We start from the raw sequence: 24605 nt of genomic DNA, 5'->3' as shown, positions 1-24605 counted from the left end.
TAGACACATCGCTAAAGAAAATTATTAGGTGAAGTACAAATAGAAGAACAAAAAATACTTGTTAAAAATTCAATTCCTCAAATCCTTAAATTGTGATAAACTACAAATAGTTACGTTTTATAATGGTTGGAGGAGAACAAAATGAAAAAAATAGGATTATTTTTATTGGCAGTGGTCACTGTATTAAGTTTCGCAGGTTGTGGTTCGTCAGAAGATGGAGCAGCAGTATCAACGAAACAAAGTACTGAAGATAAAACTGCTAACGAAACAAAAAAGATGGAAGCCATGCAAAAAGATTTAGAAGATAAGGGAGTTGAATTTAGTTTAAGCAGTTCATATGGATATCTTTACTTTAATAGAGAAAAAAGTTTAGATTATGACTACTTTGAGATGAGATTTGTATTTAACAATGATACCGATGAAGTATACGAAGTGGAACTTGTACAAAAAGGGAATATTGATGGAAAAGAAAAAGATACTCAATATTATGATATTAGTAGTGGTAGAATAGTGGAATCTTCTGTAATTTCCGATTCGGATATATCAAATGTAGCTGAGGTTCTTGAAAGCATAGACTATTCAGATAAAGAACTATTAGAATTCGCCAAATGGTACTACGAAAACAACAAATAGGTATTCTATGAAGAACAGGAGAGAATTCAACTCTTGTTCTTTTAGTTTAACTAAAAAAATATATATTCTCTATATCAAACTTTAAAGCTGTAGATGCCTCCCTTGGAAATGCCTTGGTTGCTGTGTTCAAGTTGGCGATAAAAAGTTTGTATGTTAGGGTAAGTGCTACTAATGGAAGTGGGTCTGATATTATAAACAGTGTTGGTTTTGCAACTGGTGGACTTGTTCCAAGCTATTTGGCTTCCGGCGGGTTGGCGAGTATTTTCAGGAAAAAAGGTACGGATACTGTGCCAGCAATGCTGACACCAGGTGAATTTGTACAACGGAAAGCAGCGGTAAATACCTTTGGGCTTGATTTTATGAAGCGTGTGAATAGTCTTGATGTCCGTGGTGCATTCAATGCGCTGACAGGCAGATTTAATACCTCAGGAATGCTAACGCCTGCTGTTTCAAGTATTGTGAATAATGTCAATCACACAACAAACAATGCGAATCGGGTAACGCAAAATGTTGTGGGAGGGAATCCTGATTATATGATGAAGCGAGCAAGTCGTTATTTGAGATAAAAAGATAGACACATCAGTAAAGAAAATTATTAAGTGAAGTACAAATAGAAGAATAAAAAATACTTGTTGAAAATTCAATTCCTCAAATCTTTAAATTGTGATAAACTACAAATAGTTACGTTTTATAATGGTTGGAGGAGAACAAAATGAAAAAAATAGGATTATTTATATTGGCAATGGTCACTGTGTTAAGTTTCGCAGGTTGTGGTTCGTCAGAAGATAAAGATGGAGCAGCAGTATCAACGAAACAAAGTACTGAAGATAAAGCTGCTAACAAAACAAAAAAGATGGAAGCCATGCAGAAAGATTTGGAAGAAAAGGGAGTAAATATCACTTACTATGATGGCTATTTGAGGTTAACTAGAGAAAGAGGAATAGACTATGAGTATTTTCAAATGACATTTAAATTTGGTTCGAAGGGTCTTTTTGAAATTACACTTGAATTGAAAGGTAATATAGATGGGGAGAAGAAAGATCTTTTATATTATGAAGTTAGTAAAAGTAGAATAGTTGAATCAAATTTATATAATACGGATATCACAAAAATTGCAGAAGTCCTCGAAAGCATGGATTATTCAGATAAAGAACTCTTAGAATTTGCCCAATGGTACTATGAAAACAACAAATAAGTATTCTACGAAGAACAGGAGATAATGAGTCTCTTGTTTTTTTGTATAGTTCAAATTCCAAAATTGTATATCTTCCGTAGTTGGGGGTAATCCAGATTATATGATGAAACGAGCAAGCCGATATTTGAGGTAGTTGGGTATTGAAAAAAGATTATGAACCAGTCTATAAGATTCAGAAGTTAGTTTCTCTAAAGAATAATGTATGATAAAATACAAATAGTTGTAATTATTGTGTTTGGAGGAAATGAAATGAAAAAAATAATACTGAGCTTTTTAGTATTTGGGGCAGTAGTTAGTCTTGCAGCGTGTAATTCAAGTGAAGATAAAGCAAACATCTTATCATCAACAAAAGAAACAAGTACAATTGTAAGTACAGTTGATTCTTCTGCTAAAGAAGATGAGAAAATGAGAGAAATGGAAAGAGATCTTGAAGAAAAAGGAGTAATATTTAAGGTGTTTGGTTCTCATGGTTATCTGTATTTTAATCGGGAAAAAAGCATAGATTATGACTACTTTGAGATGAGATTTCTTTTTAGCGAAAAGACTGATAAAATTATTAGAACTATACTTGAACTGAAAGGAAATATAGATGGTGAAAAAAAAGATTTATTATACTTTGACATAAGCCAAGGAAGAATTGTTGAAGCTGCATATTCTAATACTAATATTAATGAACTGGCAGAAGTTCTTGAAAGTCTTGGTTACTCTGATAAAGAAATATTGGAATTCGCTCAATGGTATTACGATAATAACAAGTAATTGTATAAAGAACAGGAATATTATTCTCCTGTTCTTTTTCAATGACCCGAATTATATACCGTCTATTAGTTCCTAGCTATTTGGCTTCCGGCGGGTTGGCGAGTATTTTTAAGAAAAGAGGAACTGATACAGTACCTGCTATGCTGACACCGGGCGAGTTTGTACAACGAAAAGCAGCGGTAAATACCTTTGGGCTTGATTTTATGAAGCGTGTGAATAGTCTTGATGTCCGTGGCGCATTCAATGCGCTGACAGGCAGATTTAATACATCAGGAATGCTAACACATGCTGTTTCAAGTATTGTGAATAATGTCAATCACACAACAAACAATGCGAATCGGGTAACGCAAAATGTTGTGGGAGGGAATCCTGATTATATGATGAAGCGAGCAAGCCGATATTTGAGGTAGTCGGGTATTGAAAAAAGATTATGAACCAGTCTATAAGATTCAGAAGTTAGTTTTTCTAAAGAATAATTTATGATAAAATACAAATAGTTGTAATTATTGTGTTTGGAGGAAATGAAATGAAAAAAATAATACTGAGCTTTTTAGCATTTGGGTCAGTAGCTAGTCTTGCGGCGTGTAATTCAAGTGAAGATAAAACTGATATCTCATCTTCTACGAATGAAACAGCTATAACGAGTACTATTGAGAGTACAGAAGATTCTTCTTCTATAGAGGATAAGAAAATGGAAGACATGATGGCTGATTTAGAAGAAAAAGGGGTCAAAGTAGCTAGATTTAGCGATTTTTTGAAGTTAAATAGAGAAAAAGGAATAGATTATGATTATTTTGATATGACTATCATTATTGATTCTAAGAATAAAGAAATACTAGAAATTACTCTTACTCTTAAAGGAAATATAGATGGAAAAGAAAAGGATAGTTTGTATTATAGAATAAGCCAAAATAGAATTGTGGAAGCCCCTTATTCAAATACAGATATAACAGCTATGGCAGAAGTACTTGAAAGTCTAGGATATTCAGATCAGGAATTTGTAGAGTTTGCATTGTGGTACTACGAAAATAACAAATAATGGATGAAGAGCAGGAGATAATTCTCTTGTTCTTTGGAAGATATCCAAAATTGTATATCTTCCAAAGAACAAACTATGATAAACTACAAATAGTTGTGATTATTGTATTTGGAGGAAATGAAATGAAGAAAATGATGTTAACAATATTAGCTGTAGGACTAACGGTAGGACTTTCAGCTTGCGGATCGAATGGAGAAAAAACTTCAGCTTCAACAACAGAACAAAGTACAAAAGAGAGTACGGAAGATAGTTCTGCAAAAGAAGATGAGAAGATGAGAGATATGGCAGAAGACCTTGAAGAAAAAGGTGTGAGTATTGAATACAATGAATACGGGAATTTTCTAACTTTTAAGAGAGAGAAAAGTATAGACTATGATTATTTTCTAATGCGATTTGAGTTTGATGGTCAAGAAATTTTTAAAGTAGGGCTTGAGTTAAAAGGAAATATTGATGGGCAGGATAAGGAGTCATTGTATTATAGTGTTAGTAAAGGACGAATTGTTGAGCATTCCTTGGATAATACAGATATCAATGCATTAGCAGAAGTATTGGAAAGTTTGGATTACTCAGATCAAGAAATGTTAGAGTTTGCCCAATGGTATCATGGAAATAATTAGAAAATATTTTTTTTGAGAACAAGAGTCTATTTTTGATTCTTGTTCTTTATTCTTTCCAAAATTGTATTTTTAAATCTATTGTTTACAGGCACTAGCTAATATAGACTTTTTGTGTGTTTTTTTGAAGGGTGTAAGCTTATAACTATTACTTCTATTCATTTTCATCAAAAATAGTTTTCTCCAACCAAATGTTTTGTGATAAACTACAAATAGTTGTGATTATTATATTTGGAGGAGAACAAAATGAAAAAAATAGGATTATTTTTATTGGCAATGGTCACTGTATTAGGTTTTACAGGTTGTGGTTCGTCAGAAGATAAAGATGGGGCAGCAGTATCAACGAAACAAAGTACTGAAGATAAAACTGCTAACGAAACAAAAAAGATGGAAGCCATGCAAAAAGATTTAGAAGATAAGGGAGTTGAAATTAGAAGAAATACTGCTAATCAAGATATAGAATTTACTAGGGAAAAAGGGATTGACTATGATTATTTTTGGCTAGTTTTCAATTTTAGAGATGTTTCGGAAATCAGAGAGATAAGACTTCAACTCAAAGGTAGTATTGATGGAGAAAAGAAGGACACTTTGTATTACGAAGTGAAGCAAGGAAGAATGGTAGAATCTACTGTCTATAATACAGATATTGATTTATTGGCAGAGACTTTAGAAAGTATTAATTATTCTGATACGGATATGATTAAATTTGCTCTATGGTACAATAAAAGTAATTAATAGTAGCCGTCTTTTTATTTGTTATCTAACCCAATTCAAGTGGGAATAAAATGGAGGACTCATCAACGACAGTTTCTTTAGAAACGATCACTGAGGATACTTCAATTGAAGAAGAAATAAAAAAAAGAAGATGAAATGAAAAAGTTGGAAGACTCGTTAGGTGAAGAAAGTGTAGAGGTTATTTATGATCGCAGAGAACTAACCTTTACTAGGGAGAAGGGGATTGACTGTGAATATTTTAAGATGACTTTTCTATTTAGTGATAGTCCATTAGAAATTTTAGATATTGAATTACAATTAAAAAGTAATATTGTTGTTCTTGCTGAAGTTCTTGAAAGTATAGAATACTCTGATAAAGAGCTTGTTGAATTTGCTTGGTGGTATTTCGAAAACAACAAATAATTCATTAATTAAAGGCAAGAGAAAAAACATCTCTTGTTCTTTTAATATAACCCAAAATAATATATCTTCCAAGGAGAAAACTATGTTAAGCTAGACGTAGTTATTTGATTTAGGAGGAAATAAAATGAAAAAATTAGCGTTAAGTTTGTTAGTATTCGGAGTATTTTTTGGTTTATCTGGATGTGGAACAAGTACAAATGAAGGGACTAAAGAAACAGCATCTAGTTTAGTTAAAGAAAGTACGGAAGATACTGTGTCAAAAGAAGATAAGAATATGAAAAAAATGGAAGAAGATTTAGCAGATAAAGGAGTTAAGTTTGATTATTATGATGGATATTTATGGGTAACAAGAGAGAAAAGTATAGATTATGATTATTTTGAAATGATTTTTAAATTCAGTGAAGATGAAATTTTTCAAATCACTCTCGGACTGAAAGGAAATATTGATGGGAATAAGAAAGATGATTTGTACTATGAGGTAAGTCAAGGTAGAATAGTAGAATCATCTATTCGTGATACAGATATTGATGCATTGGCTGAAGTCCTTGAAAGCATAGGTTATTCAGATAAAGAACTCTTAGAATTTGCCCAATGGTACTACGAAAACAACAAATAAGTATTCTACGAAGAACAGGAGATAATGAGCCTCTTGTTTTTTTGTATAGTTCAAATTCCAAAATTGTATATCTTCCAAAGAACAAACTATGATAAACTACAAATAGTTACGTTTTATAATGGTTGGAGGAGAACAAAATGAAAAAAATAGGATTATTTTTATTGGCAATGGTCACTGTATTAGGTTTTACAGGTTGTGGTTCGTCAGAAGAGAAAGATGGAGCAGCAGTATCAACGAAACAAAGTACTGAAGATAAAACTGCTAACGAAACAAAAAAGATGGAAGCCATGCAAAAAGATTTAGAAGATAAGGGAGTTGAAATTGTCTTTGTTAATTTAGAAGATTATGGTTCTGTCCACCATATAACTTTTAGTAGAGAAAAAAGTATAGACTATGATTACTTTGAATTGGATTTAGTGTTTGACATTGAAAGTAATGAAATTTTTGATATCAGACTTTATTTGAAAGGCAATATAGATGGTGAAAAAAAGGATACTTTATATTATGAATTAAGTATGGGAAGAATTGTTGAGGATCCACATCTCAATACAGATATCAATGCATTAGCAGAAGTTTTGGAAAGTATAGACTACTCAGATCAAGAAATGTTAGAGTTTGCTCAATGGTGTTATGATAAAAAATAGTTGAATCAAATTTATATGCTACTGATATTACAAAAATTGCTAAAACCCTTGAAAGCTTAAATTTTTCAGATCAAGAAATATTGGAATTTGCCCATTGGTATTACGAAAAGAATATGTAAAATCAGAACAAGAGCCCATCCAAGCTCTTGTTTTTTTGTCGACTAAAATTGGGTAGCTTCCAATTTTTACCATAGGAACAAAAGGCTGATAAATGATTAAATTTGGTGAATTTTCCTGATTTTTCAATAAATAAAATAGCTGCTTCTTTAAGAAAGAGGGATCAGTCTTTCGATTACAAGTTCTACGACTCAAGGAGCAGATAATCCAACCGCTCAATCCATCATGTATATTTTCTCAAAGAATTTGAGGAAATACCAATAAAAATAACACAGGTTCATAAGGTTCTCCTCCAACAATCGGAAGATTAAAACCTTAAATATAATATATAAGGAGGGCGATTATGACAATACTAACGAGGAAATATATTCAGTTCAATGATCTGGTGATTGATAATTATGATATGCTGCAGTCGGCGGATTTGAGCGGCAGTTTTAAAGCGACCACGGCTGATTACAGTCATGGGCATGGAAGCTATGCTGTGTTTAAAGCGCGCCAGCATCTTTCGGCAGAGCAGTCATTAAGTATGTCATTGAAACTGGATACAAGAAAAATAAGCTGTGAACAACAGAAGTTTTATAAGGACTATATCTTTCTGAATATACTGAAACCGGGCAAGCTTTGGGCAATTGAAGGAGAACAGCTTTTATGGACAAATGCTTTCGTCAAAGATTTTAGTGAGACATATGCAGTGGAAAAGTACAGTGTCACTATTGATATTGATCTGGTTCTTTATGAAGGAATATGGCACAAAGCTGATCCGAGAAAAGTATTTTTGAAGCCGTATCAGGCCTGTAATTTTGTGGAATGTCTGGATTTCAGAGAAGAGGATGAGTGTACAGATTGCTGTGCTTCTTGCGTGAAGCCAATGAAGCAGTCCTGTGCAAAGTGTCTTTGTGAGTGTGATTTTCTGTTGGAAGAGTTTTCTCTCTGTGGTTTAAAGAAGGAAATTACCCAACACTTTTATAGTCAGTGCGGAGACAGCTACAAAATAATCTACAATTGTGAAGCCGGAAAAAAAATCTGGGGTGAAGAAAAAATGCTGGGGCATAAAATCTGTAAGTCAGACAACTGCAAAAATATTATTGCCGGGCAGTTTTACAGTCATACACTCGTAGATACCGAAAATATCATCATTACGTTGATTGGTTCAATGAAGGACCCGTTAATTACATTAAATGGAAATACGATGCAGATTTTAGGCGAGTACACTGGCAAATTAACATTGACAGCCAGCGGAGAAATCTACTATTTGGAAGATGAATGCTGCAAGGAAATGGTGATTGATATTAATAACTTGATAATTCCGGAAGGTTCAACCTTTGGCTTTACTGTTCATCAGGGAACAAACGGAATCATCGTGGAAACAAACAATTGCTGCGATATGACTTGTATTTATGTAAAAGAGGATAATGTAACAATTTAAATGAGAGAAGAAGGGCATAAACTGAGAATTGGTTTATGCTCTTCTTTGTAGCATTAGGATGAAATTAATTTAGTAAAAAAACTAGAAGGAGTTGGAATAAATGGCTGAAAACTGTTCAGCGTGTGCAAATTTGAAAGAATATGCACCGAATTTTGTTGCGAATGGAATAACAGATAAAGAATGTCAGAGTCTGCAGAAGGATACAGGATTAAATCCTAATTTATCGGTTCTTCATAATAATTGTGAGGATCTGAATGATATGCTGGCTTGTTTATTGGGCGTACCCAAAGATAAGCTGCCTGCTTTTGATGTTTGTGATTGGAAAGAATTTATGGAAATCTACATGACAAATATGGAGACATTCCAAAAAGCGATGGTTTGCAATGCATGCGGACAGTGGGCGATGATCTGGGAGCTGTTGAAGCGAATTGAAGCTCTTGAAAAAATTATTATAGATAGAGAAGGCTACGTGACTGTAACGAAAACGTACAGTCATACAGTCCCAGTTGATAAATTTATCACTACAGGCGGAGGAAATGAGATTTATTGGTCGGGATCACCAAATATGGGTGAATCCTACATTAACATTCCAGTATCAGAAATGGACATTGTTGATACAGTTGTTGCTCAGCCGCAGGTAGTTGGAAACCGGGTTCATGCAGTAACAGTAGCTATTCAGAGTTCTGTAAAGATCGGAGATAACTATCAGGTGAACTTCGATACGTATGAAATTGAAGGGATAATTGATTCACAATATCCTTATAGCGTACCGGTAACCTTTATCGTTGTTGGACGCAAAAAAGTGAAATAGTTAGTGGAAGAAGCTGAAAGGTTAAGAAGGAAGTCGCAAACAAATAGGAATACAGAATAAGTAAATCAATGTCTTTTTATATCTACAGGGTTTGGTTTGCCCAGGTTCACAATACAGAGGAACTGTATTATTAATCGCTATTTGTATCTGCGATTTTATGCATACTGATTGGCGATTACTCGAGAAAAAGCATAATGCTTAAATTATTCACTGTGAACCTTGATACAGTTACTTTATACGTCGAATAATCGTAGGTTCAAATGTGCTCATATCTACTATTCATAAAAAAAAATAAAGTAGCTATTTCTCCAGACGATTGGACAAATGGCTGCTTTCAATAAATAAGAGGAGTTGGAATAAATGGCTGATTATTGTTTAGCTTGTGAGAATTTAAAGGAGTATGCAGCAAATTTTATTATAAATGGAATAACAGGAAAAGAATGCAGTAGCCTGCAAAAAGATACAGGATTGAATCCAGATTTATCTGTTCTTCATACAAATTGTGAGGATTTAAATGATTTGAACGACTGTCTGATTGGGGCACTAGGAGATACTTTAGCTTCTTATGACGTCTGCGACTGGAAAGAGTTTATGGAGCAGCTTATGACAAATTTACTGCTGGTTAATAAGGCAATGATCTGCAGCGAATGCGGGCAGTGGGTAAAAATTCATGAATTAGAGGATTCAATTGAAAAATTATGGAAAAAAATGGCTCAAGTTGAGTCTGCACTTGATGGTTTGGCAGCTCAAAATTGGGAAGTGAATGCTCGATATAATATAGAATATTCAACACCGGGGATGAATGTTTCAATTGACAGAAGTACTGGAAATTTCGTGTTTAATTGGTCTGACTGGTTGGACGGAGCTTTCACACAACGTCTTGGAAGAGGTTCTGTTACTGGAACTGTTAACTTTGGGATGGGACAGGAAAACGGTTTGAATGCGAAGTGGCAGATTAGAAGTGTTACTATCAATACTTGCAGTTATACTTCAGATGGAATAAGTGACGTGAATACGTTTGTCATTAACTTATTTGTGAAAAACAGTGGAGAACAGCTGATTTATCAGCGCACACATAGAGCTATGACTACCTTTACTGATACTATCAACAAAACAGTTCCACTTGGATTGAACGGCGCTTTAGTTCCTGGTCAGGATAGTGGCTGGATACAATTTTTTGAAGTATTCAATGACAACGTAGCAACGACTATGGATGACCTTGCTAATGTACAGATCCAATTTGTCAATGCAAATCAGACATCTGTACCACCGTATATCTAAAACTGGAAAGTAGGTGAAAAAAATGGCAAGTATTGAAACAATGATTAACTGGATGGATCAGCGAAAAGGGAAAGTTTCCTACAGTATGGCAGCCAGACTGGGACCAAACAGCTATGACTGCAGCTCTGCTGTTTATTTTGCATTGATTGCCGGCGGTTTTCTTGCTGCCGGTACAATGGGAAATACAGATTCTCTGTTTGGTCATCTGGAAAATGCCGGTTGGCAAAGTGCGAATACGCCGCAGCGAGGAGATATTTTTATCTGGGGAATTCGCGGTGCCTCTGGTGGAGCGGCAGGGCATACAGGAATTTTTATAGATAACAGTACTATCATTCACTGCAATACAGATGGGATTACGGCGAACAATTATTCTGGCAGCCTGAGTTACAACCATAACCCGCCGGCGGTTATTTACAGGAATGCATCAGGAGCAAGCGGAACGCCTAATTTAACAACAGCTGAAGAACGGCGATCCTGGTCAATCGCACAAATCCTAAATAAAGCGGGCTATAACAAAATGGCGATTGCCGGCATCCTTGGAAATATTGATGTTGAAACAGCGTCCAGCATGAATCCGGATACTGATCAAATGGCCGGCGGACCAGCGTATGGTCTGGTGCAATGGGACGGTTCAGCATATCCTCTTGTAGGTGGAGCAACTTGGAATGGTCGTGAATACGTTCAGCGCCTGCTCAGTCATGCCGGAATCGCAGGGGATTACCGAAATGCTGAGGTTCAAACTCGGCTAATTGACTGGTGCATGTTTAATGGTCAGTGGATTGGTGCGGTAGAACCAAAATCAGTCGAAGGGTTTAAAAATGTCGGAGATGTGGAACAGGCTGCATTTGCTTTTCTGAAAAATTTTGAACGTGCAGGGACCGAGCATCAGCAAAGAAGAATCGACGCGGCCAATCGCTGGTACAGCTTTTTAATGGATTTGCCTTCCGATTTTGATGAATTGGAAAGCTTTGAAACAATGACTAATGTTGGCTCCTTGGACTTTCTGGGGATTAAGGCAGGAAAAATTTATGCGTCCGGCTGGCATTTCAGTTCGGACAAGGGAACTGAATATATTGCGTGTATCAATGCAGAAACAGATGAGGAGCTGGACAGGGTGGAAGCACCGGCGATTGATCGTCCGGATGTGAAAGAAGCCTATCCAAATGTCATTGGAGTGGAAAAATCAGGCTTTAGTGTGACCTTTGAAGTACCGAACGAAACAGCTGTGTACATTAAAGGAATACGGACAAATGGCTCGGCAACAGATGAACTGATTTTTGACAAGATTATTATTTATGAGCAGGCATTTGACATAGAAATTGATCCCTTTGCACGCGGGAATACAACGTTCTTTTTTGAAATACTGGAAGGCGGCAAGGTGATTAAGCGGGGAACAAAGATTTTAAATACTCTAAGCTGGAGCAATGAGCTGATGTATGTTCCTTCCACTCAGATTACGTTGCCTATTGAATATATCGAATGGATCAATGGACGTGAAGAAATGAAGCTGTATATTAACAATAAAGTGTTTCACGGTATCGTTACAGGATATAGTCTGGATAAAATCAATGAAACGCTGGATGTGGATCTTACTCATGTGATTTCTGAATGGGAATACAGACAGGTTTCCACGAATTTGGCGGCTAAAAACAGAACCGTCAATGATATCTACAGTACGTTGGATTTTCGTTATCCTGGCTGGAATATGAATTATCTGCAGAACACTGCGACTCGTGTCATTGATTATGTCTACAGTCGGCAGGATAAACTGGCGGGGCTCACAAAAACGTGTGAGCTGACGCCTGATTTGTTTTGGCGGGTAGGGTTTCAATTTGGCAGAGCATTGGAGATTGGGACATTTGGAGAACAGAAGCCGTATATTTTTTCCACAAAGCCAACAGGCAGACAGAACATCCGCATTCTTACTGAACCTTCGATTACCCATGATTTTGGGAATGTGATTAATGTTGTGACTGTCTATGGAGAAAAATCGGATTCCGGTATGTCCAGTATGAGTCTTCGGGAAATTTATGAGGAAGAAGGCGCTCAGGACCCGAATTTTCCAGTGTATATTTTGAGAAATACCATTAATAATGAGCGAGGGTATGACTATATCAAGTTTACCAAGCTGGCGCCTAATGATGAGATTGAATATACAGTGATTGATACCGAGAGTATCGCATTGGAATCTGGCAAAGTAATTGAGGGCTCATTTGGGTTTAATGATCTGGCTCCATTTAATACTGATGGCGAAGAAATTACTGATGAAGATCGTGCTAAAGCTGCAAAAATGGCGTATGATGCGGCAGTGAATAAACTGAAGCAATCCCGCCGTTCTTATAAAATTGAATTTGAAGTGGAGGAATTGCCCGCTGATTTAAACGTTGGGGATAGAGTCCGGCTGTTTTATGATAATCAGCAGCTGATTCTTGAAGAATGCTCAAGTTATATGAAGAAGATATTGAAAATGGATGATTGGTATTATCTGACAGGAATCAGTTATCAGATGGATCAAAGCGGCATGGAAACCAACACAGTGACGCTGGAGAAATACCTGAAAATTGACAGGGAGAGTGATCAACAATGAATATGACGTATGATAGAGCCCTCAATCAGCTGGCTGAACGTGTGGGTGATCGAACAGCTGAAAGCAGACAAAATCAGTTTCAGCGGAGAAATCAGGTGGTGGATGTTTACGGCATGGAATTTACGCGGCAGGGTGATACCAATCATCCTGCTTCTTTTTATATCTCTGTCAGTCCGGATCTGATTTATTACGAGCGATTTGAGTTCAAAATTATTATTCAGCCGTTTGCAATGCCGATTGGCGGCGGGGGTGCGACTGGTTCAACCGCTGTACAGGTGAAAGATACGGGCTTAACAGTGAATCAAAACACCATTTCACCTAATCCGCACAGTCATTCAACCGTTCCGCATAATCATTCGCTGGATGCAGGTATTTCAATGTTTACAAGCAGTGTCTCTGATTTTGAAATTTGGGTTGAGGGAATTAATTTAACTCCTTATTTTCAGGCAGTCTATCCCGAATCATGGATTGATGGGGAAGGTGTTTATCCAAGTGATGGACTGACGAATTTTGATCTTCTTAAAATAGCCGGTTATTTACCTGCCTGGCAGAGGGGAAAAATTCTTGCGACCGGCTACAAAAAAGTAGAATTGAAAGGACAGGGGGTATTTAATACGACACTTGTCAATTATTTAAAATACTCCCATGTAAACAGGTGATGGAATGAACAGGTACAAGGAAAAAGCCGGAAAGATGAAGGTCCACTTGACCGCTCATCCGAAAGATTATCAGACAATCATCCAGCTGTTTAAGGTGGAAAGTGAAGCAATTGCATATGAACAAAGGCAGAAACAGCTGTTAATGCAGCGTGAAATTGCCAGATACAGGAAGGCTGGTGAAACCAATGGAAAATAAGCACAGCACAGATGGGATTGCAGAAGATATTATCCGCAGCTTTGTGCAGATTGCCAGTGCGGAGATGCACACGAAGACATTACTGGAAAAACGGATTTCGGAATTGGAAAATGGACTTATTGCGCTTGAGAAGGAAGAAATTCTGGAGCAGCAGTTTGTCAAAATCAGTGAATTGAAAGAAGAAATTCAGGTACTTGCGACACTTCGTCGTGAGGACATGTTGTATTTATTTAATCTGTATGGGGCGGTTGGCGATAAAGAGCAGTGGTGCACAATGAAGCATTTGGGAATTGCTATGATGACGGCGTTTGAAGCTTGGCAAGTGAGTGATGAGGATGAATCGCTGCTATCCGGTTATTTAACTAAGAATAATTTGTTTATCCGTTCAGTCGCCAAATTTTTAGGTGTGGAAGTGACGGAGTGTGCTGCTTGTTTTGCAGATATTCTGAAGGAACGACCATTGATTTTAGTGTAAAAAATAAGAAGAAGCCGAAAGTTCTTGAATGAGTAGAAGGAAGAAGTTAATGATGGTAAAACCAGTAATATGTGATTTAAATTCGAAAAATCCGGTGCTGCCTGAATATTGTGAGGATAGTTACTGGGAGGTACCTGTAACCAGTTTGGCAGAAGTTAAAGAAGTCAACCGTGACCACGCATATATTTCACCGGACGAATCTATCTGGGTTCTAAATCATGAAGGAAACGGAATGATTTAGTTGAATGGAGGTGGAAGCGGAAACGGTCAGCCAACACTCATCCGAAACAATGACGGGTATATTAAGATTTCAGGAAGCGGCACACATAATGTTCAGGTAAATCTTGATCGGACGGAACTGCAAGTAGATTTAGGCATCGAAGAATTGAAAGCTGAATTTGATGAGCATCTTAGTGATTCTAGTGTGCATATAACAGATGAGAAAAAAGCAGAATGGGATCTTAAGCAGGAAAAATTGAATGCAGGAGAAAATAATATCATTTCAGGAAATATTATTTCAGCTGCCGACAGTCAGAAAGTAACTACTCACATGAATAATGAAGAAAGCCATGTAACTGCAGCGGATAAAGCAGCCTGTAATGGAAAACAGGAGGTTTTAACTGCTGGCGACTATATTATTATTGTCGATGATACGATATCCGCTAATCTTTCCTCCAAACAGGATCAGCTAGTTTCTGGCTCAATTAACGGTCAACGCCTGTTGGGCAGCAGGAATCTAACGATAGGAGGCAGGGGTTCGGAATATCTGGATAAGTCAGAGACAGTTACCTTTGAAAGTACTACCTACTTTTCAACACAGGATAAAAATATTATTAAGCAGGGACGAACAGTATTTTTTTATGTGAATTTAGTTAGTCAGCAGGCCTTCTCCTTTAGCAGAAATGCCCGCTTTAAAATCAGTGAAATTTCGAACCCTGAACTTTTTCCAGTAGTAAGAATGGCTGTAAATATAGTAACTGAAAATCTAAGTACGGTAATTTATGCCAATACAGCGGTTATTATTGAAACAAATGGAGAGATCATGTTGGTAAACACTTCTGATGTGTCGACTGGTCCGACCTACAATTTTAGAGTCGGCAATACGCACTTTATCAGTATGACGTATGTAACGGCGTAAGAGCTGAAGCTCAGCAAACAAGTTTAGAAAGGAAGAAAAAAGAATGAAGAGACCAGTAATATGTGATTCAACGAAGCAAAGCCCCGTGTTACCGGAGTTTTGTGACGAAGGCTATTGGGAAGTACCAGTCAACAAACTGTCCGATATTAAGGAAGCAAACCGAGATCATGCATATATTTTGCCAGACGAATCTGTCTGGGTTTTAAATCATGAAGGGACAGGAATGGTTCAGATAAATGCTGGGGGGAGTAGTGGGGATGCTCAGCCCACGCAGATCATAAACAAGGATGGAAACATCAAAATAATCGGGAGCGGCACATATAATGTTCAGGCGGATTTGGATATGAATACGTTGGCGACTAATTTGGGAATGAAAGAAATAAAGGATGAATTGGAAACGTTCATTGAGCATATAGAGGATCAGGCGATCCATGTGACTACAGAAGAAAAAATGATCTGGAACAATAAACAAGAGGGGCTGACTGCTGGTGAGCACATCACCATTGAAAATAATGTCATCTCTGCTGAACTGCCGCTGACAGTGATAGAAACGCTCTTTACTGAAGAGAGTGTACAAATTGCAGTAGCAGGTAATCATGAGACAGCTATTGCAGCAGCTTTTTGGCATCGTTCCAGTGGGGTGCTGACCGATAAGCGGTATGAAGGAATCTATCTGGAACAGGAGGATTACACTCAATTTAGTTTGGAGTTAGCTGATATTGATGTGCTTGAAGAATACAGTGCAGTTCTAATCAGTAAGGATTCAGCTTCGAAGCGTTATTATTCGTATCAGCTGATTCAGTCGGATTATAAGGAAGAAAATGAGAAGTCGCCTTGCTATATTCGAAATAAGCCAAGCTTTAAAACGGTAAATGGGCAGTCGCTTATTGGGACAGGAGACATTACAGCAACAGGCTCTTCCAACAGAATCACGTTGGCTAATTCACTTGACACCGATGCCGACACTGAATACAGTGCTACATTAGACGAGGTAAAATTTTCACTCGTAAAACAGGCAAATGAACAGTGGGGTGTCTTTGTCAGCAACAATGGTGTAGAGGATATTACAGTTGCCTACTACTACAATCATTTCTATGATTATGGCAGTCGTGAGCAGACAGGGGGAAACAGTCGAAACGCCCCGATTGTATTGAAATTTGAAGAAACAAGCAAGGCACTGGATACGGATTCCATATATTTGGGCTACGGATCGGCGATGCTCAGTACGTATACACATTTTATTGCAGTAATTCGCGGTGATAGGCAGACGTTGTATGAGATGACGTCAATGATGAATAAATCAGCCGGAACAGGAATCATTGCCTATATTGAAAAAATTATTTAACAGGAAAGTTGGTGTGTGATGAAATTTTTTGGTCTGACAATTGCAGAAATTGCTGCAGTTGTTGCAGTTGCAGGATCTGTCGGAGCTTGGCTGGTATGGCTTACCAGAAAAGCCTATGCTTCAATCAAAGATAATATAACTGATCCAATCAGGCGAAATCTTGACGGTTTATCTGAAGCTATCACACGTTTATCGGAAAATGTAGCAGAGGAGTCGCATTGGATTCATGAACGTCATTCTGAGGTAGTTGAACGCCTGGATAGCCATGATGGAAAAATAGGTGAGATTGAAGACACTGTGATTAAGCATGATGAACGAATCAAAACATTATTTAAAAAGGAGCGATGCAAATGAAACAGGTAACAAAAGATACGATCGCACGAACGGTCGTTTTAGTTTTAGCATTATTTAATCAAATCTTGGCAATTACAGGGAAAGGCGCGCTTGATATCATCGAAGATGATGTGTATCAGATCGTGTCTTTACTTTTTACAATTGGTTCAACTACTGCAGCATGGTGGAAGAACAACAGCTTTACTAAACCTGCCATTGAAGCAGATGGACTGCTTAAGGAGCTGAAAAAAGATGGCGAATCTTGAGACAATGATTAAATGGATGGATGATCGGAAAGGGAAAGCAACGTATTCCATGAACAGACGTTTAGGTCCGGATAGTTATGACTGTAGTTCGGCGGTTTACTTCGCTTTAGCAGCGGGCAGTTTTTTACCATCCGGCACAATGGGAAATACAGATTCATTATTTGGACATTTGGAATCAAACGGCTGGAAACAGCTCGGACTGAATTCAAAAGGAAGCTACGATGTAAAACGCGGAGATATTTTTATCTGGGGAAGTCGTGGAGCCAGCGGCGGAGCAAATGGTCACACAGGGATTTTTGTTGATTCAAATGATCAGATGATCCACTGCAATTTTGGTTATAACGGCATCACAGTCAATGATCACGATACAATCTGGAGCTATAATGGCAAACCGGCTGTTACGATCTACCGATACCCAAGAAGTGTTGAAAGTACGAATACTTCTGACTCAAAAAATACAACTACGTCAAAAATTGTGCAAAAAAACGAGAATAAAGTGTATCAGGTGAATGAATTGGCACACGTCAACGGCATTTGGCAGATTCGTTGTGATTATTTATGTCCAGTTGAATTTAACTGGACCCAGAACGGCATAGCCTGTGCAGATATTATATTAACTGATGAAAATGGGAAAATACTTGCTGATCAGGTTACAAAAAAGGGAAGTTATTTTATTATCCCTAAAAGTAATGTGAGCAGTGTGAGTCAGGCGCAAAAAGGCAGCGGCAACTATTACTGGAGCTCTATTCAATTCAAAAACGGCGGTCAGGTTTGGTTAAGTACCTGGGATAAAAAGCATTTGGTATACAGATAATGAATGAACGGAACTGTGACATAAGTATGTCTGAGATCCCTAAAGCCGAATAAACGGTGTTCCAGAAGCTGTCTCTTCGGAAATAAGTCGAACTATACTGAAAATATGAGTAGCTATTTTCGTATATTCCGACTTATTTCTTGAGACAGAACACTTCTGTCACAACCTCGTTTTTCTGTTGGAGTATTTTATACTGGTAATAGGAGTTTGTCTCACCAAACAGATACATAGAAATTTTTTGGCCAATATCATAGAATGAAAGAAAAGTATATTAAAAAGAAAAATTCTAAAAAGGCTCAAATTTTTTCAATTCAAGAACCAATTGAAAATAACCAATTTGGACATTTGAACGATTAAAATCAAATAGATTTTCTAAAAAAAGAATGTATTGAATGGTCCGCATAGAAGGTTTTTGGGGGATACTTAAATGAGAAAAATATTACGGTAAGAAATTTACGAATCGTAACGAGTTAGTAACAATGATCAACTCCTATATTGATTACTACAACAATGGTCGTTACCAGCGAAAATTACAAGTGTTGACACCAATGGAATACCACAACCAGGACTACAAAGCAGCTTAAGTTCTTGTATAAGTTTTATCTGATAAATAAGTTCAATTTATCAGATAAAACTTATACGACAGTCAAACGATAATGCGACAGTTGTTTCTTCAAATAAAGCAAAAAACTACCCTTCACAAATTAAAGAGTAGCTTTCAAAATATTTAATTATTTCACTGTCCTATTGACGGGTAGCTCACAAAAATTACTTTGACAAGCAGGTTTCTTCTTATCAAATGATAGGATATCTCTTTCAAATGAAATATTCTTAAACAAATGATGTGTTTTATTTTTTCTAAAACCATTATTTTTGGTATGATTGTGATAAAAGATACTTGTTTTATTTTGAATTTTAAGAAAAGTGTTTTTTATTGGTAAAAAAAAATATATAATAAGAATTATAAACTGGATTTTTATAAAAGGGAGATAGTATATGGATATTCAGGAATTAAGTGAAAAAGCGCAATGCATGTTATCTGAAGGCAGTTCATTTCTTTTAAGTACTATTGACAGAAACGGATTTCCGGGTATGATTGTCGTTTCGGCACCGATTATCCGACATGGGATGTACAGTCTGAAATTTTATATTGACGGTGAGGGTGAAACAGCCCAAAATGTGGAGAATAACTCAATGGGGAGTGTCTGCTGTTTTAAAGAAGAAGCGAAAGAAAGTCTGCTGCTGAAAGGACGCTTTACGATTCATGAAATTGAGGATTATAAAGTAATTGAAGATAAGCTGGCCGAATATCAAAAGGAACTGAACCATAAGTATCCAGTTATTATCTCATTTGAAACGCTAGCGGTAAAAATCCACAGCGGGAGACAAACAAGAGCCGCAGAACTTGATGAATAGAAAACCAAGACCTCATTTCGAGGTCTTTTTTTAATGTTAACGGGACTATAAAATTTTGGGTTAAACAACCCCGGTAATAACAAAGGATATAGAAAAAATCATTCAGCAAAAAGAACTGAAAAAGGCTAAGCAGGTTATTAATTGAAATAATCCTTGTTTGGATAATTATGAAAAGTTAGGCAGAAAGAGTACATTCAATTAGTCATTCATCTGCCTAGTTCTCTGCTTTATTCTTAAGCCTTGTCTGGATGTCCAGCTCCAGCTTCTTTTCAATGTCATCGTCGTGATTAAAATCAGTTCGCTTATTCTTTCACAAATAATCTGTCATGCGGATATAACTCGTTATGACATAAATGTCTAAAAGCAGCGGTGCTCCAGATAATAAACAACAGCTTCCTGAATAATCAGCTCACATTTGCTGTAAAGCTCTGACCTTTTTCAGCATAATCCACACCCCCGGCAGAACATATGGTATTTGGCTATTCTCAGGCAGATAAACAGAGTCATGCCTTCAAGGAATCGGGTGATAATTCTTGTTTGGGTGGGATAATGTAAACTTATTTGTTGTGGAAAAATTTTTTTCACTTTCCAAAAAGTATAAAATTCCCTGAATCGTAGGATAATTTCAGTCTTCAATACCCAACGCATAGATTATTTCTACAGCTTTCCACGTTTACATCTGTGAGGAATATGGATTCTAAAGATCTACTTTCAGTGCATGACAAAAGCCGTCATCTTCTTTTGGCAACTTCCCAGAATTGGCAGTACCAATGCAGGATTCCCCTCTTCAAAATGATAGAGCCATTTCAAATAATTCAGGGATCGAGCATTTTTTCAATTCAGCTTCTTGCTTCTGAGGTGCACTATTTTCCGCTTTTTGTTTACACCGATGTGATGAGGATTAAAATAGGCGAACCTGTAAAATTTGCCGAGAAAGTGCTGGGTAAAAAAAAGTAGTAGACTTTTCGCAAATCCGAAAATAAGGAATTAAAGTTTTTTTCAAATCTCCAAGTCTGTACTTTCTTTTCAGGGGTAAGGGCGATATAATAAAGAGCGTATGATTTAAAGAAAAGAGATGACAAATGGACAAAACAAGAAAATTAAATCTGGATAATCGCATTGATTATGGACTTATACTACCGGTCTTTTTACTATCATTGATCGGAATTTTATCTTTATATGTAGCGCTGACACATGACCCAAATCGACCGGAAATTTTTCCGATGCTGATGCGGCAGGGAATCTGGTATCTAATCGGAGCCGTTTCAATAGTTGTTATCATGCATTTCAATTCTAAACTTCTGTGGCGAATGACACCATTTGCTTATGGGATTGGACTTTTGATGATGCTTCTGCTGCTGAAGTTTTATGACAAAAATCTGGATGAACTGACCGGATCAAAAAACTGGATCAGTATCGGCGGGATGACTTTTCAGCCTTCGGAGCTGATGAAAATCGCTTTTGCGCTGATGCTTGCCTATGTGGTGACTATGCACAATGTGCGTTATAAAGACCGCATGCTGCAAACGGACGGCTGGCTGATTGCCAAACTGATGATGGTGACACTCCCTGTGATTGTCTTGATCCTTTTGCAAAAAGACTTTGGGACAATGCTGGTTTTCGTTGCAATTTTTGCCGGTGTTTTCTTAATGTCCGGTATATCATGGAAGATTATTTTACCGTTCTTTTTGGTCGGAATTATAGTTGGCGGAGGTGTCATTTATCTCGTAACTACAGAAATGGGAAGAGATTTATTGTATAAGGTAGGGGTTAAGTCGTATCAGTTTGAGCGAATTGACTTGTGGCTGAATCCTTTCCACAGTGATCCTACCCGCTCCTACCAGCCGGCCAGTGCCATTATTGCGATTGGGTCAGGCGGATTGTTTGGTAAAGGCTTCAACGTCAGCAACGTTTATGTTCCTGTACGGGAATCAGATATGATTTTTACAGTAATTGGTGAGAATTTCGGTTTTATTGGAAGTTGTTTCATCATTTTGTTATACTTTATATTGATTTATCGAATGATTCGTGTCTGCTTCGAAACAAATAATGAATTTTATGCGTATGTGGCAACAGGAATTATTATGATGCTTCTTTTCCACGTATTTGAGAATGTTGGCGCCAACATTGGTCTGCTTCCTTTAACAGGGATTCCTCTGCCTTTTATCAGTCAGGGCGGTTCCTCAATACTGGGAAATATGATCGGTGTGGGACTAATACTTTCGATGAAATACCAAAAGGAAGCGTCAACAGGTCTAGAATATTAAATCTGAAAGTAGGGAATAAAATGTATACTTTTTACTGGTACCCAAAATGCTCAACATGTAAAAAAGCCAAGGCTTGGCTGGATGCCTCAGGAGTAGAGTATAAAACGGTTAATATGATTGAAACACCGCCAACAGAAAAACAACTGACAGAGTGGATGAATAAAAGTCCGTTGCCTGTGAGACGATTTTTCAACACTAGCGGCGGTCACTATAGAGAGCAGGGCTTGAAGGATATCGTCAACGATTTCTCTGTGGAAGAAGCAAGCAAACGCCTGTCAAAAGACGGGATGTTAAATAAGAGACCTATTTTAGTTAAAGATGGTGAATTTATAACGAACGGGTTTAAGGAATCCGATTACGAAGGAGCTTTCAAGGCATGAGTACGGAAAGAACAGTCATTGACAATCTCTGGATTGAAAAAACACCCGAGGGATATAAAGTGGGTCTGACAAATCAGGCACAGGATGACTTGGGCAGTATCAGTTTTGTTACACTGCCAAAAGTAGGACAGCGGTTGACCAAGGGCGATGCATTTGTCGAACTGGAAGCGGAGAAATCTGTCAGTGAATTTTCAAGTCCGCTGACTGGAACTATAGTTCATATTAATGAAGGGGCTGACAAGGATCCTGCGGTACTGGATGACGTGGAAGAAAGTAATGCCTGGTTGGCTATATTTTCTGATGTGAATGAAGATTTCCGGTAAAAATCGTTGACACGTGAGAGTGATGTTGCTATAATTTCATCAATCGTTGTTTAATAAAAAGAAAGCACTGAAAAGAAGAGTACATGTCAAAAATGTTTATAGAGAGCCTTGATTTGCTGGAAAGAGGTAACAGATTTGGAATGGAAGATGGTCTTAGAGCAGAATGAGTGAGCAGATGTGAACTTATTACGGGAGTGCCCGTTACAGCACCGCAGTATGCGATGAGAAACGATAGGTTTCGGCAAGTACTGTATAAGGCGGTTACTGTGAGGTAACTGCGAATAAAGGTGGTAACACGAAAGAATCAGCTTTCGTCCTTGTATTGATAAATAAATATCAGTAGAAGGATGAGAGCTTTTTTAGTGCTTCTGATTAAGCAGGAAAGATTGATTACAAAGAGAGAAAGTTGAGTGAAAAGCATGGCTTTGATTGAGCTGCGTCATGTAAAAAAGGAATTTTCCGGGAAAGCAGGGAAAGTAACAGCAGTAGATGATGTTTCGTTGTCCATTGACAAAGGGGATATCTACGGAATTGTCGGTTACTCCGGAGCAGGGAAAAGTACGCTGGTTCGTTTGCTGAATGGGCTGGAGCTTCCGTCCCAAGGAGAAGTTGTGGTTCAGGATATGGAAATCACTTCATTGAGTTCGGCAGATTTAAGACGTTTCAGAAAGAAAATCGGGATGATCTTCCAGCATTTTAACTTGCTATGGTCACGAACGATTGTTGAAAATATCATGCTGCCTTTAGAGCTGACAGGAATTCCTAAAGCACAGCGGCTGAAAAGAGCAGAGGAGCTGTTGACATTAGTCGGACTTGAAGGACGGGGAAATGCTTATCCAAGTCAGCTGTCAGGTGGACAGAAGCAGAGAGTCGGGATTGCCAGAGCGTTGGCAAACAATCCGGAAATTCTTCTTTGTGATGAAGCAACGAGTGCGTTAGATCCTCAGACCACGGATGAAGTGCTGGATTTGCTGCTGGAGATTAACAGAGAACTGAACTTAACCATAGTGCTGATTACTCATGAAATGCATGTTATCAGAAAAATCTGTAACAGGGTTGCTGTGATGGAGCTTGGGAAAACTGTTGAAGAAGGCGAAGTATTAAATGTTTTCCGGAATCCTAAGCAGGAAGTGACGAAACGTTTTGTTCAGAGAGAACTGGACCCGGAAGATAATTTGGAGGAATTGCTTTCTGAACTGATTAGTGAAAATCCGGAAGGCTTTGTAACGACCCTCCACTTTAAAGGAGAAAATGCCAATGAACCGATAATTTCTCAGGCCATTCGCCTGTTTGATATTGATATCAATGTGGTTCATGGAAAGGTTCAGCAGACTAAAGAAGGTGCTTTTGGTTCGTTGACGGTGATGATTACCGGAGTGGATAAAGAAGTTGAAAATGCTCTGGACTTTTTCAAGGAGAAAGAAGTTGGCGTGGAGGTGATTCATCATGGATAAGGGATTCGTGGAAACGTATTTTGATTTCAGCAGGGTGAATACAGAAACGCTGCAGCAGGCATTTGTTGATACCATCTATATGACAGTCCTTTCTATGATTTGTGTACTGGTGATTGGTTTGGTTTTGGGGTTGCTGCTTTATACGGCAGGGAAAAATGAAAAGTCCTATGCCAAGTTCTTATATACCGCAGTTTCTATTATCAGCAATATTTTCCGTTCAACACCATTTATGATTTTGATGGTTTTGCTGATACCATTTACAAAAATACTGGTAGGCTCAATGCTTGGTGCAAAAGCAGCGATTCCGGCGCTGGTATTATCAGCCGCACCATTTTACGCTCGACTTGTTGAAATTGCTTTTCGTGAAGTGGATTCCGGTGTCGTTGAGGCAGCGGAAGCAATGGGTGCCAGCTACTGGCAGATTGTCAGAAAAGTGATTATTCCGGAAAGTATTCCGGCTCTGATTTCAGGTTTAACAGTAACAACTGTTTCAATGATTGGGTTTACGGCAATGGCCGGAGCGATTGGTGCCGGAGGTCTTGGTGGTTTGGCATGGCAGGAAGGATATCAACGAAATAATCTGACCGTTACTTTTGTGGCGACAGTTATTATCTTATTGATAGTATTTATTGTTCAGGGTGTCGGAGATTTTCTGGCAAAACGAACAGACAAACGATAAA

The 24605-nt window shown here is 37.6% G+C and carries 30 protein-coding genes, 1 pseudogene and 1 other annotated feature; all 31 genes and pseudogenes read left to right on the top strand.

The window, feature by feature from the left end; all coding sequences use genetic code 11:
- Positions 1-141: 141 nt before the first annotated feature.
- The 31 genes and pseudogenes from LI954_RS03280 (at position 142) to LI954_RS03135 (ending at position 24604) form a co-directional block, all read left to right on the top strand.
- Positions 142-633 (top strand): hypothetical protein, encoded by a 492-nt coding sequence (locus LI954_RS03280; RefSeq protein ID WP_229441697.1) that lies wholly within the window; start codon positions 142-144, stop codon positions 631-633.
- A gap of 146 nt (positions 634-779) precedes the next feature.
- On the top strand, positions 780-1199 hold the full coding sequence (locus tag LI954_RS03275; protein ID WP_229443612.1) for a hypothetical protein: 420 nt from the start codon (positions 780-782) through the stop codon (positions 1197-1199).
- Positions 1200-1345: 146 nt separating this feature from the next.
- Positions 1346-1828: a hypothetical protein gene (locus LI954_RS03270; RefSeq protein WP_229443611.1), complete on the top strand. Its 483-nt coding sequence runs from the start codon at positions 1346-1348 to the stop codon at positions 1826-1828.
- Between the two features lie 249 nt (positions 1829-2077).
- Positions 2078-2587, top strand: coding sequence for a hypothetical protein (locus LI954_RS03265; RefSeq protein ID WP_202064563.1), 510 nt, complete (start codon positions 2078-2080; stop codon positions 2585-2587).
- Positions 2588-2628: 41 nt separating this feature from the next.
- On the top strand, positions 2629-2997 hold the full coding sequence (locus tag LI954_RS03260) for a hypothetical protein (RefSeq protein ID WP_229443609.1): 369 nt from the start codon (positions 2629-2631) through the stop codon (positions 2995-2997).
- 116 nt (positions 2998-3113) lie between these two features.
- Positions 3114-3626, top strand: coding sequence for a hypothetical protein (locus tag LI954_RS03255; RefSeq protein WP_229443607.1), 513 nt, complete (start codon positions 3114-3116; stop codon positions 3624-3626).
- Positions 3626-4243: a lipoprotein gene (locus LI954_RS03250; protein ID WP_229443605.1), complete on the top strand. Its 618-nt coding sequence runs from the start codon at positions 3626-3628 to the stop codon at positions 4241-4243. Before LI954_RS03255 ends, LI954_RS03250 begins: the two co-directional genes overlap by 1 nt.
- Before the next feature lie 243 nt (positions 4244-4486).
- Complete coding sequence (locus LI954_RS03245) at positions 4487-4975, top strand: hypothetical protein (RefSeq protein WP_229443603.1); 489 nt, start codon at positions 4487-4489, stop codon at positions 4973-4975.
- A 135-nt stretch (positions 4976-5110) separates the two neighbouring features.
- The gene (locus tag LI954_RS03240; RefSeq protein ID WP_229443601.1) at positions 5111-5377 is read left to right on the top strand and encodes a hypothetical protein; all 267 of its coding nucleotides are present in this window, start codon (positions 5111-5113) and stop codon (positions 5375-5377) included.
- 124 nt (positions 5378-5501) lie between these two features.
- Positions 5502-5993 (top strand): hypothetical protein, encoded by a 492-nt coding sequence (locus tag LI954_RS03235; protein WP_229443599.1) that lies wholly within the window; start codon positions 5502-5504, stop codon positions 5991-5993.
- A 137-nt stretch (positions 5994-6130) separates the two neighbouring features.
- Positions 6131-6637 carry a hypothetical protein gene (locus LI954_RS03230; RefSeq protein WP_229443597.1) on the top strand — a complete coding sequence of 169 codons (507 nt, stop codon included), beginning with the start codon at positions 6131-6133 and terminating at the stop codon, positions 6635-6637.
- Positions 6638-7097: 460 nt separating this feature from the next.
- Positions 7098-8180 carry a hypothetical protein gene (locus LI954_RS03225; RefSeq protein ID WP_229443595.1) on the top strand — a complete coding sequence of 361 codons (1083 nt, stop codon included), beginning with the start codon at positions 7098-7100 and terminating at the stop codon, positions 8178-8180.
- Between the two features lie 100 nt (positions 8181-8280).
- Positions 8281-8991 (top strand): hypothetical protein, encoded by a 711-nt coding sequence (locus LI954_RS03220; protein WP_229443593.1) that lies wholly within the window; start codon positions 8281-8283, stop codon positions 8989-8991.
- Between the two features lie 360 nt (positions 8992-9351).
- Complete coding sequence (locus LI954_RS03215) at positions 9352-10272, top strand: hypothetical protein (protein ID WP_229441694.1); 921 nt, start codon at positions 9352-9354, stop codon at positions 10270-10272.
- A 22-nt stretch (positions 10273-10294) separates the two neighbouring features.
- A complete protein-coding gene (locus LI954_RS03210) occupies positions 10295-12859 on the top strand; it encodes a phage tail tip lysozyme (protein ID WP_229443591.1) in 2565 nt (854 codons plus the stop codon).
- A complete protein-coding gene (locus LI954_RS03205; RefSeq protein ID WP_229443589.1) occupies positions 12856-13518 on the top strand; it encodes a hypothetical protein in 663 nt (220 codons plus the stop codon). Before LI954_RS03210 ends, LI954_RS03205 begins: the two co-directional genes overlap by 4 nt.
- A 4-nt stretch (positions 13519-13522) precedes the next feature.
- Positions 13523-13714 (top strand): hypothetical protein, encoded by a 192-nt coding sequence (locus LI954_RS03200; RefSeq protein WP_229443588.1) that lies wholly within the window; start codon positions 13523-13525, stop codon positions 13712-13714.
- Entirely contained in the window at positions 13704-14189 is a 486-nt protein-coding gene (locus LI954_RS03195) for a hypothetical protein (RefSeq protein WP_229443586.1), read from the top strand. The genes LI954_RS03200 and LI954_RS03195 overlap by 11 nt, the downstream gene beginning before the upstream one ends.
- Positions 14190-14238: 49 nt before the next feature.
- Complete coding sequence (locus LI954_RS03190) at positions 14239-14430, top strand: hypothetical protein (RefSeq protein WP_229443584.1); 192 nt, start codon at positions 14239-14241, stop codon at positions 14428-14430.
- A complete protein-coding gene (locus tag LI954_RS03185; protein ID WP_229443582.1) occupies positions 14431-15327 on the top strand; it encodes a hypothetical protein in 897 nt (298 codons plus the stop codon).
- A gap of 43 nt (positions 15328-15370) precedes the next feature.
- Positions 15371-16672: a hypothetical protein gene (locus LI954_RS03180; protein ID WP_229443580.1), complete on the top strand. Its 1302-nt coding sequence runs from the start codon at positions 15371-15373 to the stop codon at positions 16670-16672.
- A 15-nt stretch (positions 16673-16687) separates the two neighbouring features.
- Positions 16688-17026, top strand: coding sequence for a hypothetical protein (locus LI954_RS03175; RefSeq protein ID WP_202064516.1), 339 nt, complete (start codon positions 16688-16690; stop codon positions 17024-17026).
- Entirely contained in the window at positions 17023-17271 is a 249-nt protein-coding gene (locus LI954_RS03170; RefSeq protein ID WP_202064515.1) for a phage holin, read from the top strand. Before LI954_RS03175 ends, LI954_RS03170 begins: the two co-directional genes overlap by 4 nt.
- A complete protein-coding gene (locus LI954_RS03165) occupies positions 17258-18085 on the top strand; it encodes a peptidoglycan amidohydrolase family protein (RefSeq protein ID WP_229443579.1) in 828 nt (275 codons plus the stop codon). The genes LI954_RS03170 and LI954_RS03165 overlap by 14 nt, the downstream gene beginning before the upstream one ends.
- A gap of 443 nt (positions 18086-18528) precedes the next feature.
- Positions 18529-18669 (top strand): annotated as a pseudogene (locus LI954_RS16310) (IS3 family transposase); the annotation flags it as partial.
- A gap of 412 nt (positions 18670-19081) precedes the next feature.
- Positions 19082-19501 (top strand): pyridoxamine 5'-phosphate oxidase family protein, encoded by a 420-nt coding sequence (locus LI954_RS03160; RefSeq protein WP_229441686.1) that lies wholly within the window; start codon positions 19082-19084, stop codon positions 19499-19501.
- Positions 19502-20583: 1082 nt separating this feature from the next.
- Positions 20584-21768 carry an FtsW/RodA/SpoVE family cell cycle protein gene (locus LI954_RS03155; RefSeq protein WP_229443578.1) on the top strand — a complete coding sequence of 395 codons (1185 nt, stop codon included), beginning with the start codon at positions 20584-20586 and terminating at the stop codon, positions 21766-21768.
- 20 nt (positions 21769-21788) lie between these two features.
- Positions 21789-22148, top strand: a complete 360-nt coding sequence (locus LI954_RS03150; protein ID WP_229441685.1) for an arsenate reductase family protein — start codon at positions 21789-21791, stop codon at positions 22146-22148.
- A complete protein-coding gene (locus LI954_RS03145; protein ID WP_229441684.1) occupies positions 22145-22471 on the top strand; it encodes a glycine cleavage system protein H in 327 nt (108 codons plus the stop codon). The genes LI954_RS03150 and LI954_RS03145 overlap by 4 nt, the downstream gene beginning before the upstream one ends.
- Before the next feature lie 58 nt (positions 22472-22529).
- Positions 22530-22793: a binding site (T-box leader), on the top strand.
- 97 nt (positions 22794-22890) lie between these two features.
- Positions 22891-23925 carry a methionine ABC transporter ATP-binding protein gene (locus LI954_RS03140; protein WP_229443730.1) on the top strand — a complete coding sequence of 345 codons (1035 nt, stop codon included), beginning with the start codon at positions 22891-22893 and terminating at the stop codon, positions 23923-23925.
- A complete protein-coding gene (locus LI954_RS03135; protein ID WP_202064506.1) occupies positions 23918-24604 on the top strand; it encodes a methionine ABC transporter permease in 687 nt (228 codons plus the stop codon). The genes LI954_RS03140 and LI954_RS03135 overlap by 8 nt, the downstream gene beginning before the upstream one ends.
- The last annotated feature ends 1 nt before the right edge of the window (position 24605 follow it).

This window comes from Enterococcus sp. CWB-B31 (assembly GCF_020567645.1).
In the GTDB taxonomy this organism is placed as follows: Bacteria; Bacillota; Bacilli; order Lactobacillales; family Enterococcaceae; genus Enterococcus_L.
This window is presented reverse-complemented; position numbering and strand designations above follow the sequence as displayed.

Bases quoted from the DNA above. Each gene is read 5' to 3' on its own strand.
- LI954_RS03280 (WP_229441697.1), top strand. From the start codon at position 142: ATGAAAAAAATAGGATTATTTTTATTGGCAGTGGTCACTGTATTAAGT.
- LI954_RS03270 (WP_229443611.1), top strand. From the start codon at position 1,346: ATGAAAAAAATAGGATTATTTATATTGGCAATGGTCACTGTGTTAAGT.
- LI954_RS03265 (WP_202064563.1), top strand. From the start codon at position 2,078: ATGAAAAAAATAATACTGAGCTTTTTAGTATTTGGGGCAGTAGTTAGT.
- LI954_RS03260 (WP_229443609.1), top strand. From the start codon at position 2,629: ATGACCCGAATTATATACCGTCTATTAGTTCCTAGCTATTTGGCTTCC.
- LI954_RS03255 (WP_229443607.1), top strand. From the start codon at position 3,114: ATGAAAAAAATAATACTGAGCTTTTTAGCATTTGGGTCAGTAGCTAGT.
- LI954_RS03250 (WP_229443605.1), top strand. From the start codon at position 3,626: ATGGATGAAGAGCAGGAGATAATTCTCTTGTTCTTTGGAAGATATCCA.
- LI954_RS03245 (WP_229443603.1), top strand. From the start codon at position 4,487: ATGAAAAAAATAGGATTATTTTTATTGGCAATGGTCACTGTATTAGGT.
- LI954_RS03240 (WP_229443601.1), top strand. From the start codon at position 5,111: ATGAAAAAGTTGGAAGACTCGTTAGGTGAAGAAAGTGTAGAGGTTATT.
- LI954_RS03235 (WP_229443599.1), top strand. From the start codon at position 5,502: ATGAAAAAATTAGCGTTAAGTTTGTTAGTATTCGGAGTATTTTTTGGT.
- LI954_RS03230 (WP_229443597.1), top strand. From the start codon at position 6,131: ATGAAAAAAATAGGATTATTTTTATTGGCAATGGTCACTGTATTAGGT.
- LI954_RS03225 (WP_229443595.1), top strand. From the start codon at position 7,098: ATGACAATACTAACGAGGAAATATATTCAGTTCAATGATCTGGTGATT.
- LI954_RS03220 (WP_229443593.1), top strand. From the start codon at position 8,281: ATGGCTGAAAACTGTTCAGCGTGTGCAAATTTGAAAGAATATGCACCG.
- LI954_RS03215 (WP_229441694.1), top strand. From the start codon at position 9,352: ATGGCTGATTATTGTTTAGCTTGTGAGAATTTAAAGGAGTATGCAGCA.
- LI954_RS03210 (WP_229443591.1), top strand. From the start codon at position 10,295: ATGGCAAGTATTGAAACAATGATTAACTGGATGGATCAGCGAAAAGGG.
- LI954_RS03205 (WP_229443589.1), top strand. From the start codon at position 12,856: ATGAATATGACGTATGATAGAGCCCTCAATCAGCTGGCTGAACGTGTG.
- LI954_RS03200 (WP_229443588.1), top strand. From the start codon at position 13,523: ATGAACAGGTACAAGGAAAAAGCCGGAAAGATGAAGGTCCACTTGACC.
- LI954_RS03195 (WP_229443586.1), top strand. From the start codon at position 13,704: ATGGAAAATAAGCACAGCACAGATGGGATTGCAGAAGATATTATCCGC.
- LI954_RS03190 (WP_229443584.1), top strand. From the start codon at position 14,239: ATGATGGTAAAACCAGTAATATGTGATTTAAATTCGAAAAATCCGGTG.
- LI954_RS03180 (WP_229443580.1), top strand. From the start codon at position 15,371: ATGAAGAGACCAGTAATATGTGATTCAACGAAGCAAAGCCCCGTGTTA.
- LI954_RS03170 (WP_202064515.1), top strand. From the start codon at position 17,023: ATGAAACAGGTAACAAAAGATACGATCGCACGAACGGTCGTTTTAGTT.
- LI954_RS03165 (WP_229443579.1), top strand. From the start codon at position 17,258: ATGGCGAATCTTGAGACAATGATTAAATGGATGGATGATCGGAAAGGG.
- LI954_RS03160 (WP_229441686.1), top strand. From the start codon at position 19,082: ATGGATATTCAGGAATTAAGTGAAAAAGCGCAATGCATGTTATCTGAA.
- LI954_RS03155 (WP_229443578.1), top strand. From the start codon at position 20,584: ATGGACAAAACAAGAAAATTAAATCTGGATAATCGCATTGATTATGGA.
- LI954_RS03150 (WP_229441685.1), top strand. From the start codon at position 21,789: ATGTATACTTTTTACTGGTACCCAAAATGCTCAACATGTAAAAAAGCC.
- LI954_RS03145 (WP_229441684.1), top strand. From the start codon at position 22,145: ATGAGTACGGAAAGAACAGTCATTGACAATCTCTGGATTGAAAAAACA.
- LI954_RS03140 (WP_229443730.1), top strand. From the start codon at position 22,891: ATGGCTTTGATTGAGCTGCGTCATGTAAAAAAGGAATTTTCCGGGAAA.
- LI954_RS03135 (WP_202064506.1), top strand. From the start codon at position 23,918: ATGGATAAGGGATTCGTGGAAACGTATTTTGATTTCAGCAGGGTGAAT.